The organism is Streptomyces sp. NPDC024687, assembly GCF_055559055.1.
The window spans coordinates 709,167-723,243 of the sequence record NZ_JBVHLJ010000004.1 but is presented as its reverse complement, the minus strand read 5'-3'; the positions used below and the strand labels follow the sequence as shown (position 1 = coordinate 723,243).

Below are 14,077 nucleotides of genomic sequence, written 5' to 3'. Positions count from 1 at the left end.
CCAGCGAATCGCTCGTCGAACTTCTGGCACACCAGGCCCATGGGCATCACGCCGGCACAGGCCAGGGCGCATTCCATGATCCCTCTCGCCCGGAGGCGGGCCGCCGGAGGGCCCCTTATCGTGATCGGAGGGCGCCGATGGGCGTCCTTGGAGGCATGGATGCTCGCCAAGGTGACGAGGCGGCGATGCGCTCTGTCCGGAGCCGTGGGGCTGGTCCTGCTCGGCGCCGGACTGCCGGCCGTGGCCGCGGACGGCTCCGGACCGGACCTGTCGCCCTTCTACCGCCAGAAGATCAAGTGGTCGAAGTGCGTGGGCATGGAGACCCCCGACGACCTGCAGTGCGGAAAGGTCACTGTTCCCCTCGACTACGCGAAGCCCCGCGCGGGCACCCTCGACCTGGCACTCGCCCGCTACCGGTCCACGGCCGAGCACAAGCGGGGTTCGGTGCTGCTGAACTTCGGTGGCCCCGGCGGCGCCGGCGTGCCCGGACTCGCGGCCGGCGGTGACGACTTCATGGGCCTCACGGACGAGTACGACGTGGTGTCCTTCGATCCGCGCGGCGTGGGCAGGTCCTCGCCGGTCAGCTGCGGCGCCGGCACCGACGAGGCGCTTGCGGCCACCGACGACGAGACGGCCGTCGCCCAGGATCCGCGGACCGTGCTCGGGCGGTTGCGGAAGGCCGCCGCCCAGTGCGCCGAGCACTCCGGACCGGTGCTCCGCCACATCGGCACGGTGAACGCCTCCCGCGACCTGGACATCATGCGCCAGGCCGTCGGTGACAAGAAGCTCAACTATCTCGGCTTCTCCTACGGAAGCCGGCTCGGGGCGGTGTACGCGGCCCAGTTCCCGGACAAGGTGGGCCGGCTGGTGCTGGACGGTGTGGACACCCTCACCGAGCCGCTGTCCGAGCAGGGTGTGGCGGGCGCCGCGGGGCAGCAGACGGCGCTGGAGGACTTCGTCGACTGGTGCGTCAAGGACATCGGCTGTCCGTTCGGCACCGACGCGCGCGGCGCCCGGGAGCAGGTCGTACGACTGGTGGCGTCACTGGACGAGGACCCGGTGCCGACGGATTTCGGCCCCGCCTTCACCGGCCAGGACCTCGTGGGCGCCATCAGCCAGGCCCTCTACAGCGAGGATCTGTGGCCCTCACTGGAGCGGGCGCTCGCCGAACTGGTCGAGGACGGCGACACCACGGGAGTGCTCGCCTTCGCGGGCAGCGGCTCCGGTTTCCTCACCCGCGCCCGCCCGCCCTCCGACGACCCGACCCACAGCACCCTCTCCGACGTGGAGGACGTACCGCTCGACAATCTTCCGGCGGCTCTGATGGCGGTCAACTGCGCGGACGATCCCGACCGCCCCGGAGCCGACCGGATCACCAAGGATCTGCCCCGGCTGCGGGCCGCCTACGAGAAGGCGTCCCCGGTCTTCGGCCGCTACCGGCTCACCGAGTACCTCATGTGCTACGGCCGCCCGAAGGGCACCGACTTCATCCGCGAGAAGGTGCGTGACGTCGGCACGCCGAAGATGCTGCTCGTCGGCACCCGCGGCGACCCGGCGACGCCGTACCGCTGGGTCGTGGAGACCGCGAAGCGCCTCGGCGACTCGGCCGTGGTCCTCGACAACAAGGGCGAGGGCCACACCGGTTACGGCTCCTCCAAGTGCGTGCACCGCAAGGTCGACGACTTCCTGCTGTACGGCAGCCTGCCGCCGAACGGCAGCTCGTGCGGGGCCGAACGCGACGACTGAGGCGAACGGGAGACCGGGGGTCCGGGGGTCCGCCTCAGGACCCCCAGTACGCGAGCCGGTGCATGGCCGTCGCCGCCCCGGTGAAGCCGTCGTCGCCCAGCACCTCGCGCAGTTCCGCGTTGAAGCGGTCGATCTCCGGCTGGGCGGCGCGCAGGGCCTCGGCCCCTGTGCCGGTCAACTCCAGTACGACGGCCCGGTGTTCACTCGGGTGCGCTTCCTTGGCCACGAGACCCGCCGCCGTCAGCCGTCCGACCAGTCCGGTCACCGCCGACTCGCGCAGTCCGAGCGTGCGGGCGAGCCCCTGCTGGGTGATGCCCGGCTCGTCGCGCACGGCGAACAGGGCGCCCAGCTGGGCCGTGGTGACACCCGCGGCGGCCAGGCAGCGCCGGTCGGCGGCGGTGCGCAGGCGGTGTGCGGCCTGCTGGAGCAGGAAGTAGAGACGCTGGTCGTCGGGGTCGGACATGGGCCGATGTTGACAGACGCGCCCGGTCCGCGCCAGTCTCACTTCACTAGCGAAGTGAGGTGTGGGCATGCATCGGACCCTGGACTTGGAGCTCGCCCGGAAGGTTCTGGCGGCACAGCCCTTCAGCAGGCTGGTCGGCGCCCGGCTGACGGCCTTCGAGGAGGGAGAGGCGACCCTCGAGTTCGACATCCGCGGCGACCTGCTCCAGCAGCACGGCACCCTGCACGGCGGAGTGCTCGGCTACGCGGCGGACAACGCCCTCACGTTCGCGGCGGGCTCGGTGGCCGGCTCGGCGGTGACCACCGCCGGTTTCTCCATCGACTTCCTGCGACCTGCCCGCGGCGAGCTGCTGCGCGCCCGCGCCCGGGTCGTACGGGCCGGCCGTACCCGTGTGGTGTGCCGCTGCGACCTGAGCACCGTGGACGCCGGCGGCGCCGAGACCCTGTGCGCGGTGGCGCAGGGCTCGATCGCCGTCCTCGCACCGCTCACGGCGTGAGCCGTCGGGTGCCGACGCCGTATCAGCGAAATGCCCTGTACGCGCGATCAAGTTGCCCCGAATGCCTGATCGGCCGATCGGTCCTATGGTGCTGTTATGGAGCACGCACTCAGCCCTGCGACCCTCTCCGAACTGCGCCGTCCGCGCGCCTATCCGGCGGTGTCCGTGCTGACGCCGACCCACCGCCGTGAACCCGAGAACGCCCAGGATCCGGTCCGGCTGCGCAATGTGGTGGCCGAGGCCAAGAAGCAGCTGGAGGCCGATCCGGCGATCCCCAGGTTGCGGCGCATCGACGTCTCCCGGCAGCTCGACCAGGCCTTCGCCGAGATCGATCTGACGCACACCGCGGACGGACTGGTGATCTTCGCCGCGCCGGGTGAGCACCAGGTGTGGTCCCTGGCCCGTGCCGTGCCGGAGCGCGTGGTGCTCTCGGACACCTTCCTGACCCGCAACCTCGTCTCCGCACAGGCCTCCGAGCGGCCGTTCTGGGTGCTGTCGGTCTCCGCCGACCGCGCCACACTCTGGAACGGCGGTGTCGACCGGGTCGCCGAGCATCGCGCCGGCGGCTTCCCGCTGACCCGGACCCGCGAGAACTTCGACGCCGAGCGCCTGGAGCGGATCGGTGACCTGCCGAGCACCTACCGGGACGAAGACACGCGGCACTTCCTGCGGGACGCCGACTCGGTGATGACCAAGGTGCTGCGCGAGGACCCGCGCCCGCTGTACATCACCGGCGAGACCGCGGCGCTGTCCGCCCTGCACGAGGTCGGCGGCGTCACCAGGGACGCGGTGCACGTCCCGCACGGCGGGCTCGCGCACGGCACCCCGGAGGCGGTGTGGCAGGCGGTCCGGCCGCAGGTCGCCGAGGATGCCCGCAAGAGCACCGACGCGGTGACCCGCGAGCTCGAATCGGCGCGCGGACGGCGGGCGTTCGCGGCCGGCGTCGACGAGATCTGGCAGAGCGCCCGGGAGGGCCGACTGCGGCTGCTGGCCGTCGAGGAGAACTACCGGGTGACGGTCCGCGACGAGGACGGCGATCATCTGGTCCCGGCCGAGAGCGGCGACCTCGACGCCCGCGAGGACATCGTGGACGAGATCGTCGAACAGTGCCTGGACACCGGCGCCGACGTCCGCTTCGTACCGGACGGCACGCTGGGCGGCGCCGACGGCATCGCGGGTGTGCTGCGGTTCTGACGCACGGCTCACACGGTCCCGAAGAGTTCGCCGAGCCCCCGCTCGACGGCCTGGTCGAGGTCCTCCTGCCCGGCGCCGACCACCGCGTAGGTCCGCAGCAGGAAGCCGCGCAGGGCGGGCGTCGGGAACTGGAGGAGGGCGAGGCCGTACGGCGAGTGGAACTCCACGACCGTGGTGTCCCGGCCGCACGGCCAGATGTGCACGTCCCCGGCGCCGGCCGGTCCACTCAACCCCTCCTCCAGCAGGGCACGGGCGAAGGTCCAGGTCACCCCCTGCCCGTCCAGGGTGACCTCGGGCGGGAAGTCGACGCACACCGCAAGTGGATCGGTGGAGCCGTAGCGCAGGGTGGCAGGGATGGGCAGTTCCTGGTTCTCCGCGGTGATCAGGCGGGCAGGAGCGGGCTGCTGGAAGGTCGTGTCCATGTTCTTAGGAGCACGCAGACCCCCTTTGCATTACGCCTGAACGTGGGCGAATTATTGTGACCTGCATCACATGCGAGTGATCACACCGAGTCTCCTAGACTCTTTAGAACACAGGACCGTCGAACACATAAATGAACACCCGCCCAACCACCCCGGCGACGCATCAAGTCACGTACGTCACCTACGACTTGAGGCACCGAACGGCGTAGACAATACGTCCGGTACGACCGCTCCGTGAAGACTGTGGCATATGCCAGAAGCACCACCGGATCGTGTGTTGCCAAATCTCTTACAGCGCGTCGCGGCCTGTGCAACAGTCGTAACGGTCCTTCCGTCCCGCGTTGGTCGAACCGTCCCCGCATCGGAGTGCGTCATGTCGTCCCACCTCTCCGCGGACCGCCCCGCCGCCCAGCCCCCAGGACGCGGCTCGGTCGACGCGCTCATATCGCAGGCGCGGCGGCTCAAGGGCGACGTGGACGCCGTACGACGGGACGCACCGAGCGACGATTCGGACCCCGCGGAGCGCTGGCAGCGCGCGCTGTACGACCTCGCACTGCACCAACTCAACGACCTCGACGAGCACTTGGCGCAACTGCGGGACGGCCCGCCGCCCGTGCCCTCGGCACCCGCGGCACAGTCCGCAGCGCGAACCGCGCCGCCCGCTCCCCGGCGCGGCTCGTTGCTCAGCCGGGTCGGCAGCGCGGAGTGGAACCTGCTGACGGACGAGGCCAGTTGGTCCGGGGAGCTGTACGAGATCCTGGGCCGCGACCGCACCGCTCCCCCGCTCACCCTCGACGAGCTCCCTTCCCTGGTGCTCGACGAGGACCGGCCCAAGCTGACCGTTATGGTCACGGACTGTCTGGTCGACGGCCAACGCATAGACGGCGAGTTCCGTGTCGTGCGCCCGGACGGCGAGGTGCGCACCGTCCACATGATGGGCGAGCCCGTGCTCGCCGCCGACGGCAGCACCGCCTCGATGTGGGCGGTGCTGCGGGACGTCAGCGAACTGCGCCGCAGTGAACGGGTGGTGAGCGAGACCCGTGACTCGTTACAACGCCACCGGCAGCGCGCGCAGAGCGAACACCGGCTCGCGGTCGAGCTGCAGGAGGCCGTGCTGCCGCCGTGGCGTGGCTCCCTGCGGCTCCCGCACCGGGGCACCGAGACCCTGGACCTGGCCGCCCACTATCTCCCCTCGTCGTCCAGCGCCCTGATCGGCGGCGACTGGTATGACGCACTCGAACTGGCCGACGGGGAAACGCTGTTGAGCGTCGGGGACCTCACCGGGCACGGCGTTGCCGTGGCATCCGGCATGGCGACCCTGCTCGGCGCCGTGCGCGGCATGGCGATGGCGGGCACTCAGCCCGGCCCGCTGATGTCCCTGCTCAACCAGTTGCTCGACGCCACCGTGCAGCCGGCCCTCGGCAGCGCGGTCTGCTGCCGCTACCGCCCCGAGACCCGCACCCTGGTCTGGGCACAGGCCGGGCACCCCGCCCCACTGCTGTTCCGGGGCGGGACGGGGCGCAGGCTGGACTCCCCCGACGGCGTGCTCCTCGGCGCGACCTCCGGAGCCGTCTACGCGCAGGCCGAGGAGACCCTCGAACCGGGCGACCTGCTCCTGCTGCACACAGACGGACTGGTGCCCGGACGCGGCAACGCGGACGCCGTGAACCGACTCCTGGACCTCGCCCCCCGGTTCGGCGGGGCGCGCACCGCGCAGGACGGAGTGCGGATGGTCATGGAGGAGTTCGGTGAGACCGAGCGCGAGGACGACGCCTGCGTGCTCATCGCCAAGGTGACTTCATAGCAACCTCATGCCCGTGTGCTGTTGCCACCCCTTCCCTTCTGCTTCGGCAGCGCCAGCCTGATCTCCTCGCGCAGTTCGCTGATCTTGGGGTAGCTGGAGTACTCGGCGGTGAGCCGGTACATCTGGCGCAGCCGGTCCCAGGTGCGATGGGAGGAGTTGGAGCCCATCGACACCAGCGCCAACCGCGCGTACCGGTCGGCCTGTTCGGGGTCGTCGGCGATGAAGCAGGCCGAGGCCATCGACAGGAAGTCGAAGATCTTCGACCGCTGACGTCCGTCGACCCGCAGGGCGAGCGCCTTCTCCGCGTAGTGCTGGGCGAGCGCGGCCGCGCTCGGGTCGTGCTCGGCCAGGGTGCGGTAGGCCAGGGCCTGCATGCCGTACAGGTCCTCCTCCTTGAAGGTCTGCATCCAACTCGGCGGTGGCACGTCGCTCTTGTCGGAGACGAAGAGGTCCTCCGCCTGTCCCAGGGTGCGGCGCATGGCCTGGCCCTTGCCCATGGATGCCTGTGCCCAGGCCTCGATGGTGTAGAGCATCGCCTTGGTGCGGGGCAGCACCTCTTCGCCGGAGCCTGACCGGGCGAGCTTCATCAGGTCGAGCGCGTCGTCGGGCCGACCCAGGTGCACCATCTGGCGGGCCGCGCGGGAGAGCGCCTCGCCGGCCCGGGGCCGGTCACCGCCCTCTCGCGCGGCATGGGCCGCGATGACGAAGTACTTCTGGGCGGTGGGTTCGAGGCCGACGTCGTGGGACATCCAGCCCGCGAGGACGGCCAGGTTGGCGGCGACGCCCCACAGACGCCGCTGGAGATGGTCGGGGTGCCGGTAGGCGAGCATGCCACCCACCTCGTTGAGCTGGCCCACGACCGCCTTGCGCTGGAGGCCGCCGCCACGGGCCGCGTCCCAGGCCCGGAACACTTCGACGGAGCGCTCCAGCTCCTCGATCTCCTGCGACCCGATGGGGGCGGCCTCGTAACGGTCGAACCCGGCGGGGTCGGCGTGCAGAGGGTCGTCGAACTGGGGGGCATCGGCGGTGAGGGACGGATCGGTGTGCAGCCAGTCGTGCATGGCGCTGCTGAGTACGGATCCCGCGGTGAGCGCGGCACCCGCGCCCACCAAGCCGCGTCGGTTGAGCATGAGGTCCATTCCCGTGAATTCGGTGAGGACCGCGGCGGTTCGGTCGGGCGCCCACGGCATGCCGTCGGGATGTTCCGCGCTCCCGTCGCCCTGTCGTTTCCCCGTACGCCCGTGCCGGACCAGACCGAGGTCCTCAATGGTCACGACACGGCCGAGACGCTCGGTGAACAGAGCTGCCAGCACCCGCGGCACCGGATCGCGCGGGATCTCTCCCATGTCGATCCACCGCCGCACCCGCGAGGTGTCGGTCGAGAGCTGGGGATGGCCCATGGCCGCCGCCTGCCGGTTGACCAGCCTCGCGAGTTCACCCTTGGACCAGCCGGCCAGGCCGAACAGGTCCGAAAGTCGGGCGTTGGGTTGTCCGCTCACGTCAAGCCCCCAGGTTCTCGGCTGAGTTGACAGTAGCCCCGGGTCAGTTGCTCCGGGACTATTCGCCAGGGTTCGCCAGGGTGCGCCAGATGGTGTGCCACGGGGCATATGCGCTGAGGTAGGAACGCGCCACCCCGACCCGGACCGCACAGGGACATTCCCCAGGGTGCACCCGGTGGTCCGGATCGGGCGGCGCACTGCTTCTCCAGGCACAGCAGGCACACGAAGGGATCTGTCTCTCCCATGTACGCAGCATCGTCCTCCGTGTCCGCCCCGCCCAGGTCGCCGCATCTCCGCCCGGCGGGCGGTGGCCCCTACCTCGACCCCGCGCGGCCGACCGCCCCCGTACCGGGTACGGGCAGGGCACGACGCGTTCCGGGGCTCGGCACCCAACCGCTCAGCGGGAGACTCGACTTGTCCGGCCCCCAGGGCGCCCAGCTGCGCACGGCGATCGCGTCGGTGCACCGGATCTGCCCGGAGTTCGCCCCGGTGCAGGTGCTGCGCCGCAGCGGACGCTCCGTGCTCCTGGTCGGTACGACGGGACGCAGCACGGCCGTCGCCAAGTGTTTACTCGACCACTCCCCCGTATGGGCCGAGCGCATCCGGCACGAAATAGCCGCATACCGTTCGTTCGTCCGGCACCGGCCCCCGGTGCGCGTCCCGCGGCTGATCGCGGCGGACCCGGACAACTGCACCCTGGTCATCGAGCGGATGCCCGGCAGGGCGGCGGCGCTGCACCGGCATCCCGCGGAGTCCCCGCCCCGCGCGGACATCAGGGCGGCGCTCGGCGCGGTCTGCCGGCTCAACGCCTGGCGTCCGCCCGCGGGCACCTTCGACGCCCCGCTCGACTACGCGGCCCGCATCTCCCGCTACCACGAGCTGGGGCTGCTGACCGACCGCGACCTGGGCGACCTGCAAAAACTGCTGCACGGCATCGCGCACTCGGCGGGCCGGCAGGGCATGGGCCAGTTCTGCCACGGCGACGCACTGCTCTCGAACATCCTGCTCTCACCGGCCGGTCCAGTGCTGGTGGACTGGGAGCACGCGGGCTGGTATCTGCCGGGCTACGACCTGGCGACGCTGTGGTCGGTCCTCGGCGACGCCCCGGTGGCGCGTCGTCAGATCAGCCAGATCGCCCAGTCGGTGGGCCCTGCCTCGCGGGACGCGTTCCTGGTGAACCTGATGCTCGTGCTGACCCGTGAGATCCGTACCTACGAGACGGCCGTGCAGCGTTCGATGCACGACGCGACCCCGGCGGCATCGGGCCCCGCCCACCCGGGTGCCGCGCCGTCCGGCGAGACACAGCGGCTGCTGCTGAGGCGGCTGCACGACGACTGCCAGCTGGCCCGTCGGGCCGTGCGCGCGGCGGTCGGCACTCGCTGACGGGGACGACGGTCCGCAGTGCGCCCTGTGAAGCGGCGCGCTGCGGACCGTCGTATGTCCGCGGCGTCTTTCGCGAGTGGCGGTCAATGGTGTACGCCACTGACGCCCCGCAGGCCCGCGGGGCCTGCGCCACGAAACTCCCGTGAACCCGGATTGACATGGGAAATTCCCTGCATCTGGGCATGATTGACGGATCGTCGACAAGCCGGTAGCACTGACGCACGCCCGGCCCCGCTCGGCTCATCGCGCTCGATCGTCCCTGGAGGCTGCATTGCGAGGATCCGCCACCGACCCCAACAGAGCCACCCGGAGGGTGCTCGGCACGCTGGCCGGCACCGCCCTGCTGCTGCCCCTGCTCGGCGCGGCCCCGTCGTCGGCCGAGGACTCGGCGGCCGGCCTCCAGCGGGCCTTCGCCGCGGCGGCCGCCGAGTACCACGTGCCGCAGAGCGTCCTGCTGGGTGTCTCGTATCTCCAGTCCCGCTGGGACACGCACGCCGGCGCGCCGAGCGTGACGGGGGGCTACGGGCCGATGCACCTGACCGACGCCCACACCGCGCTCGCCTCGGCGCCGCACCACAGCGAGGGCACCGAGGACGCGCGCGGCGACAGCGCCCGCGCCGCCCTGCTGCCCGCCACGAAGATCACGGCGCCCACCGAGCTCCCCGCCCGCCTCGAAACCCTGCCGAAGGCCGCCGAGCTGACCGGCCGGAGCGCCGAGGACCTGCGCACCGACCCCGCGGCCAACGTCGCCGGCGGCGCCGCGCTGCTGGCCGCCGCCCAGCGGGACCTGGGCGAACCGCTGAGCCAGGACCCGGCCGACTGGTACGGCGCGGTGGCCCGCTTCTCCGGCGCGGACGACAGCGCGACCGCCGCGGCGTACGCGAACGACGTCTTCGACGTGCTGCGCACCGGCGAGGAACGCACCACGGACGCCGGCCAGCGGGTCGCGCTGGCCGCCCGCCCGAAGCTCGCCCCGGACACCGCGCAGCTGGCCCGGGCGGGCCTCAGGAAGCCCAAGTCGGGAAGCACCGAGTGCCCCAGGACAGTGTCCTGCGAGTGGATCCCGGCGCCGTACGAGGAGTTCGGGGACAACGACTACGGCAACCACGACCTGGGCGACCGTCCGGCCTCGCAGAGCATCAAGTACATCGTCATCCATGACACCGAGGGCACCTGGGAGGGCGTCCTCAATCTGGTGCAGGACCCGACCTATGTGTCGTGGAACTACACCCTGCGCTCGACCGATGGTCACATCGCCCAGCATGTGAAGGCGAAGGACGTGGCCTGGCACGCGGGCAACTGGTACATCAACGCCAAGTCGATCGGTCTGGAGCACGAGGGCTTCCTGGCCAATCCGGACGCCTGGTACACGGAGGCGATGTACCGGTCCTCGGCGCGGCTGGTGAAGTACCTCTCCGCGAAGTACGGCATCCCGCTGGACCGGCAGCACATCCTCGGCCACGACAACGTGCCCGGCCCGACGACCTCGACCGTCGCGGGCATGCACACCGACCCCGGCCCCTATTGGGACTGGCGGCATTACTTCGAGCTGCTGGGCCACCCGTTCAGGGCCACCGCCCCCAAGCAGGGCGGCCTGGTGACGATCCGCCCGGACTACGCCACCAACCAGCCGCGGTACACGGGTTGCGTCACCAAGGGCGAGCCCTGCGCGTCCCACGGTTCGAGCGAGGTGCGGCTCTACTCGGCCCCCGACGAGAACTCCGCCCTGATCACGGACATCGGTCTGGGCGGCAGGGCCCCGACGACCGACGTCAACGACCTGTCGTCACGGGTCTCGACCGGCCAGCAGTACGCGGTCGCCGGGCGCGACGGCGACTGGACGGCGATCTGGTACCTGGGCCAGAAGGCCTGGTTCAAGAACCCCAAGGGCGACCCGACGGCAGTGAGTGCCGCCGGTCTCGTCGTGACCCCCAAGGAGGGCGTCGACAGCGTCCCGGTGTACGGCCGCGCCTACCCCGAGGCCACCGCCTATCCGACAGGGGTGCCCGCGCAGGCGGTGTCGCCACTGCCGTACAAGGTGCTCAAGGGCCAGACGTACGTGATCGGTGACAAGGTGCCCGGCGAGTACTACTACGCGGTCACCTTCACGACGGACTCGCACAAGGTCGTGGTCGGCAAGGACCTGTACTACGAGATCCAGTACGGCCACCGGGTGGCGTTCGTGCGGGCGGCGGACGTCGACGTGAAGCCCTCGGTGCGGCGCTAGCGGGAAGGGGCGGGGGACTCCGTCCGGGACGGTGTCCCCCCACCTGCCGGCCGTCAGCCCTGCTGGAAGAGCTCCGCCGGCAGGGGCTTGAGGAGGGCGTACAGGTCGTCCGTGATCGGGCGGTCCCAGGCGGCGATGGTCACCTGGACGTTGTCGCTGCGGTCGAACTGGACGCAGGAGATCCGGCTCTCGGAGAGCTTGAGGCGGCGCACGATCAGGAGGTTGTCGCCCTGCATCACCGGCATGTCCTCGGTGTCGGTGACGGTCACCTCCTCGTCGTTCTCCAGCGCGAGCAGCAGCTGGGCCACCTCGAAGGGGACCTGCCCCTCGGGGACCTCGCGGGCCGGTGAGCCCTCGGGGAGGTTGCCGATGATCATCGCGGGGCCACGGCCGCCGAAGAGGTCGTAGCGAAGGAAGACGCCCTGGCAGGTGCCGTCGGGAGCGGGCAGGAGCCCCGCGCCGAGGTTGCCGGGCCAGTCGCCCGGGTCCATGGCCAGTACGTCGAAGTCTGGACCGGCGGGGGTTGCGCTGCGGCGGCGGAGGAACGACATGCGCCCATGGTAATGGGCAGTCACGTGGTCGTGCGGGCGCAGGTACGTGGGGGCCGGTCGCGAGGTTCCCGCACCCCCGCGCGGCACCGCTCACCGTTCGCGTGTTCGTACAGCACGTCGAGGCGGTGGCCACCGTGCCGATTCCGACGTCGAGGACGGCGAGCCCCTCACCATGAGGGCCGCCTGAAACCGAGCGTTTCGAACCGGCGGGCGTTCCGCGGGACATGGCGCAAGAAGCAGTGGCTGCTTCGGACCGATGCTCGCGGTTGCCGTGGGACCGTCCGGGACCGCAGCCGTTCTGCCTTCTTGAGCCGCCGCCTGCGACGTCACTGCTTCCGGTGACGCTCATGGTGGCGTGCCACCCGGGCGCGGTTGCCGCAGGAGGGCTTGCACCACTCCTGCCGCGGATGATCCTTCAGGAAGTAGCGCACGCAGCGCGGGGCATGGCAGGCGCGCAGCCGCCGCCGGTCGGCTCCGGCGAGAAACGCGATCGCGGCCTGCGCGAGCACGGCCGTGAGATCGGCTCCCCGGGGCGACGGCTGCCGGTGTACGACGGGTTCGGCGTCGTCGGTCCAGTGCAGGACGGGGACGGTCGGAGTGCGGGCGGCGGCCGCATTGAGGCGGGCGACGGCCTCGGGCACCGGCAGGAGGCGGGCCGCGTCGGCGGGGCTGGGCGCGTCGGGGCGCACGGCGCGGGCGAACAGGGCGCGGACGGCGGCCCTCAGGTCACGCACCGCGGCGAGGGTCTCCTCGTCGACGACGAGATCCGAGGCCTCCGGCAACGTCCCGGCATGTTCCCGGACCCAGGCGGTGAGACCCGCGAGGTCGCTCAGGTCGTCGGCGACACCGCCGTGTCCGTCGTGCCGGATGGTGAGGGCCAGGTCCAGGGCGAGACGGGTGTCGCTGGGGATCGTGTCCTGCATGCGGCTAATGCTAGATGTCGCAGCACCCATTAGTGCACAGTCATGGCGGTGCGTGATCCAGTGGGAAGGCCCGGGCGGCCGTCAGTCCTCCGGGAGGTCCTGCGGCTCCACCGCCCCGGGCGGTACCACCGCCACCGGGCTCGCGGCGTGCAACAGGACGGCCTGTGTGACGGACCCCATCAGGCGGGCCGGTGCCAGCAGGCGGCGCCGGTGCCGGCCGACCACGACCAGGTCGGCGCCCTGGGAGGTCGCGACCAGATGTCCGGCCGCGCCGCCTGCGGGCACGTACGGCTCGGCGACAACCCCGGGGTGGCGGGCGATGTGCGGGGCGAGGAAGCCCTCGGCGAGGGCGCGGGTCTCGTTCTCCACGGCATTCTGGTCGATCTTCGGCGGGATCATCTCGCCCAGTGCCGCCCAGCTCTGCAAGGGCCACTGGTAGGCGGAGACCACCTGGAGGCGGGCGCCGCGCAGACCGGCCTCGCCGAACGCGAAGTCGAGGGCGGCGTCGTCGGGGCTGTCGACGTGCAGGCCGACGACCACCCGCGGGCCCGGCCCGGTGGGCGCCTCGCCGTCGACCTCGCGCCCGGGGCGGGGCACCACGACCACGGGGCACTCGGCGTCACGGGCGGCGGCCATGCCGTTGGAGCCGAGCAACAGGCCGGCGAAACCACCCCGGCCACGGGAGCCGAGCACGAGGAGCTGGGCGGTGGAGCCCAGTTCAGGCAGCACGGCACCGGGTGCGCCCTCGACACCGAGGTACTCGGTCGGCGGCTGGTCGGGCCGGTCCCCCAGACGGGTCCGTACCCGGTCGAGGACGGGATCGTCGTCCGGGTCCGGCGCGCCGGCGACCAGGACGTCGGGCTGGGCCCAGACGGCGTACTGCCGTACATGCACCACCCGCAGCGGCGCTCCGCGCCGGCGGGCCGCGTCGAGCGCCCAGTCCAGGGCGCGCAGGCTGTCGTCCGAACCGTCGACCGCGGCGATCACCGGCAGGGTGCTCATGTGTTCCTCACTTCCGGAAGGACGACCCTCCCCTTCCTGGGGTCAGCCTCGCTCAGGCGTCGGCCCCGGGAAGGTGCTCAAGGTCGCGTGTCCGGAAAAAGGGCAGGAACACCGACTGCTCAGGTGAGGTCGAACTCTCCTTCCCGCGCCCCTGACACGAACGCGCCCCACTCCGCGGGGGTGAAGATCAAGGAAGGGCTCTCCGGGCGGCCGCTGTTGCGCATCGCGATGAACCCCTCGACGAAGGCGATCTGGACATCCCCCCGACCGCGGCTGCTCGAGTGCCAATCGGCGTTGCTCAGGTCCAGCTCCGGCTTCTCCCAGCCCATGAGCGGCTGCTGCTGGATGGTGGTCTCGGCCACGTCCG

Annotated in this window: 13 protein-coding genes; 6 read left to right on the top strand and 7 right to left on the bottom strand. The window is 71.4% G+C overall.

Features of this window, described 5'->3' with window-relative positions; all coding sequences use genetic code 11:
• Nucleotides 1-159: 159 nt before the first annotated feature.
• Nucleotides 160-1,746 (top strand): alpha/beta hydrolase, encoded by a 1,587-nt coding sequence (locus tag ACZ39I_RS19920; RefSeq protein WP_467245661.1) that lies wholly within the window; start codon nucleotides 160-162, stop codon nucleotides 1,744-1,746.
• Between the two features lie 34 nt (nucleotides 1,747-1,780).
• Here ACZ39I_RS19920 and ACZ39I_RS19915 read toward each other — a convergent pair whose 3' ends face one another.
• Nucleotides 1,781-2,209, bottom strand: a complete 429-nt coding sequence (locus ACZ39I_RS19915) for a MarR family winged helix-turn-helix transcriptional regulator (protein ID WP_467245660.1) — start codon at nucleotides 2,207-2,209, stop codon at nucleotides 1,781-1,783.
• A gap of 67 nt (nucleotides 2,210-2,276) precedes the next feature.
• Here ACZ39I_RS19915 and ACZ39I_RS19910 point away from each other — a divergent pair, with 67 nt between their 5' ends.
• Nucleotides 2,277-2,705, top strand: coding sequence for a PaaI family thioesterase (locus tag ACZ39I_RS19910; protein WP_393601562.1), 429 nt, complete (start codon nucleotides 2,277-2,279; stop codon nucleotides 2,703-2,705).
• 96 nt (nucleotides 2,706-2,801) lie between these two features.
• Nucleotides 2,802-3,899, top strand: a complete 1,098-nt coding sequence (locus ACZ39I_RS19905; RefSeq protein ID WP_467245659.1) for a baeRF3 domain-containing protein — start codon at nucleotides 2,802-2,804, stop codon at nucleotides 3,897-3,899.
• Nucleotides 3,900-3,907: 8 nt separating this feature from the next.
• On the opposite strand, the gene ACZ39I_RS19900 is transcribed toward ACZ39I_RS19905, so the two are convergent.
• Nucleotides 3,908-4,321 (bottom strand): SsgA family sporulation/cell division regulator, encoded by a 414-nt coding sequence (locus ACZ39I_RS19900; protein ID WP_467245658.1) that lies wholly within the window; start codon nucleotides 4,319-4,321, stop codon nucleotides 3,908-3,910.
• 373 nt (nucleotides 4,322-4,694) lie between these two features.
• Between ACZ39I_RS19900 and ACZ39I_RS19895 the strand changes: the two genes are divergently transcribed.
• Complete coding sequence (locus ACZ39I_RS19895) at nucleotides 4,695-6,125, top strand: PP2C family protein-serine/threonine phosphatase (protein WP_467245657.1); 1,431 nt, start codon at nucleotides 4,695-4,697, stop codon at nucleotides 6,123-6,125.
• A 5-nt stretch (nucleotides 6,126-6,130) separates the two neighbouring features.
• Here ACZ39I_RS19895 and ACZ39I_RS19890 read toward each other — a convergent pair whose 3' ends face one another.
• Nucleotides 6,131-7,624 carry a DNA-binding protein NsdB gene (locus tag ACZ39I_RS19890; RefSeq protein WP_467245656.1) on the bottom strand — a complete coding sequence of 498 codons (1,494 nt, stop codon included), beginning with the start codon at nucleotides 7,622-7,624 and terminating at the stop codon, nucleotides 6,131-6,133.
• Between the two features lie 243 nt (nucleotides 7,625-7,867).
• On the opposite strand from ACZ39I_RS19890, the gene ACZ39I_RS19885 reads away from it, so the two are divergent.
• Both ACZ39I_RS19885 and ACZ39I_RS19880 read left to right on the top strand, forming a co-directional pair.
• Nucleotides 7,868-9,007 (top strand): aminoglycoside phosphotransferase family protein, encoded by a 1,140-nt coding sequence (locus ACZ39I_RS19885; protein ID WP_467245655.1) that lies wholly within the window; start codon nucleotides 7,868-7,870, stop codon nucleotides 9,005-9,007.
• A 271-nt stretch (nucleotides 9,008-9,278) separates the two neighbouring features.
• Nucleotides 9,279-11,234 (top strand): N-acetylmuramoyl-L-alanine amidase, encoded by a 1,956-nt coding sequence (locus tag ACZ39I_RS19880; RefSeq protein ID WP_467245654.1) that lies wholly within the window; start codon nucleotides 9,279-9,281, stop codon nucleotides 11,232-11,234.
• A 53-nt stretch (nucleotides 11,235-11,287) separates the two neighbouring features.
• Here ACZ39I_RS19880 and ACZ39I_RS19875 read toward each other — a convergent pair whose 3' ends face one another.
• The 4 genes from ACZ39I_RS19875 to ACZ39I_RS19860 form a co-directional block, all read right to left on the bottom strand.
• On the bottom strand, nucleotides 11,288-11,785 hold the full coding sequence (locus ACZ39I_RS19875) for a hypothetical protein (protein ID WP_389991904.1): 498 nt from the start codon (nucleotides 11,783-11,785) through the stop codon (nucleotides 11,288-11,290).
• A gap of 326 nt (nucleotides 11,786-12,111) precedes the next feature.
• Nucleotides 12,112-12,708, bottom strand: coding sequence for a CGNR zinc finger domain-containing protein (locus ACZ39I_RS19870; protein ID WP_467245653.1), 597 nt, complete (start codon nucleotides 12,706-12,708; stop codon nucleotides 12,112-12,114).
• Between the two features lie 81 nt (nucleotides 12,709-12,789).
• Nucleotides 12,790-13,710, bottom strand: a complete 921-nt coding sequence (locus tag ACZ39I_RS19865) for a universal stress protein (RefSeq protein WP_467245652.1) — start codon at nucleotides 13,708-13,710, stop codon at nucleotides 12,790-12,792.
• A gap of 119 nt (nucleotides 13,711-13,829) precedes the next feature.
• On the bottom strand, nucleotides 13,830-14,072 hold the full coding sequence (locus ACZ39I_RS19860; protein WP_028807758.1) for a DUF397 domain-containing protein: 243 nt from the start codon (nucleotides 14,070-14,072) through the stop codon (nucleotides 13,830-13,832).
• Between the last annotated feature and the right edge of the window lie 5 nt (nucleotides 14,073-14,077).

Bases quoted from the DNA above. Each gene is read 5' to 3' on its own strand.
- ACZ39I_RS19920 (WP_467245661.1), top strand. From the start codon at position 160: ATGCTCGCCAAGGTGACGAGGCGGCGATGCGCTCTGTCCGGAGCCGTG.
- ACZ39I_RS19915 (WP_467245660.1), bottom strand. From the start codon at position 2,209: ATGTCCGACCCCGACGACCAGCGTCTCTACTTCCTGCTCCAGCAGGCC.
- ACZ39I_RS19910 (WP_393601562.1), top strand. From the start codon at position 2,277: ATGCATCGGACCCTGGACTTGGAGCTCGCCCGGAAGGTTCTGGCGGCA.
- ACZ39I_RS19905 (WP_467245659.1), top strand. From the start codon at position 2,802: ATGGAGCACGCACTCAGCCCTGCGACCCTCTCCGAACTGCGCCGTCCG.
- ACZ39I_RS19900 (WP_467245658.1), bottom strand. From the start codon at position 4,321: ATGGACACGACCTTCCAGCAGCCCGCTCCTGCCCGCCTGATCACCGCG.
- ACZ39I_RS19895 (WP_467245657.1), top strand. From the start codon at position 4,695: ATGTCGTCCCACCTCTCCGCGGACCGCCCCGCCGCCCAGCCCCCAGGA.
- ACZ39I_RS19885 (WP_467245655.1), top strand. From the start codon at position 7,868: ATGTACGCAGCATCGTCCTCCGTGTCCGCCCCGCCCAGGTCGCCGCAT.
- ACZ39I_RS19875 (WP_389991904.1), bottom strand. From the start codon at position 11,785: ATGTCGTTCCTCCGCCGCCGCAGCGCAACCCCCGCCGGTCCAGACTTC.
- ACZ39I_RS19870 (WP_467245653.1), bottom strand. From the start codon at position 12,708: ATGCAGGACACGATCCCCAGCGACACCCGTCTCGCCCTGGACCTGGCC.
- ACZ39I_RS19865 (WP_467245652.1), bottom strand. From the start codon at position 13,710: ATGAGCACCCTGCCGGTGATCGCCGCGGTCGACGGTTCGGACGACAGC.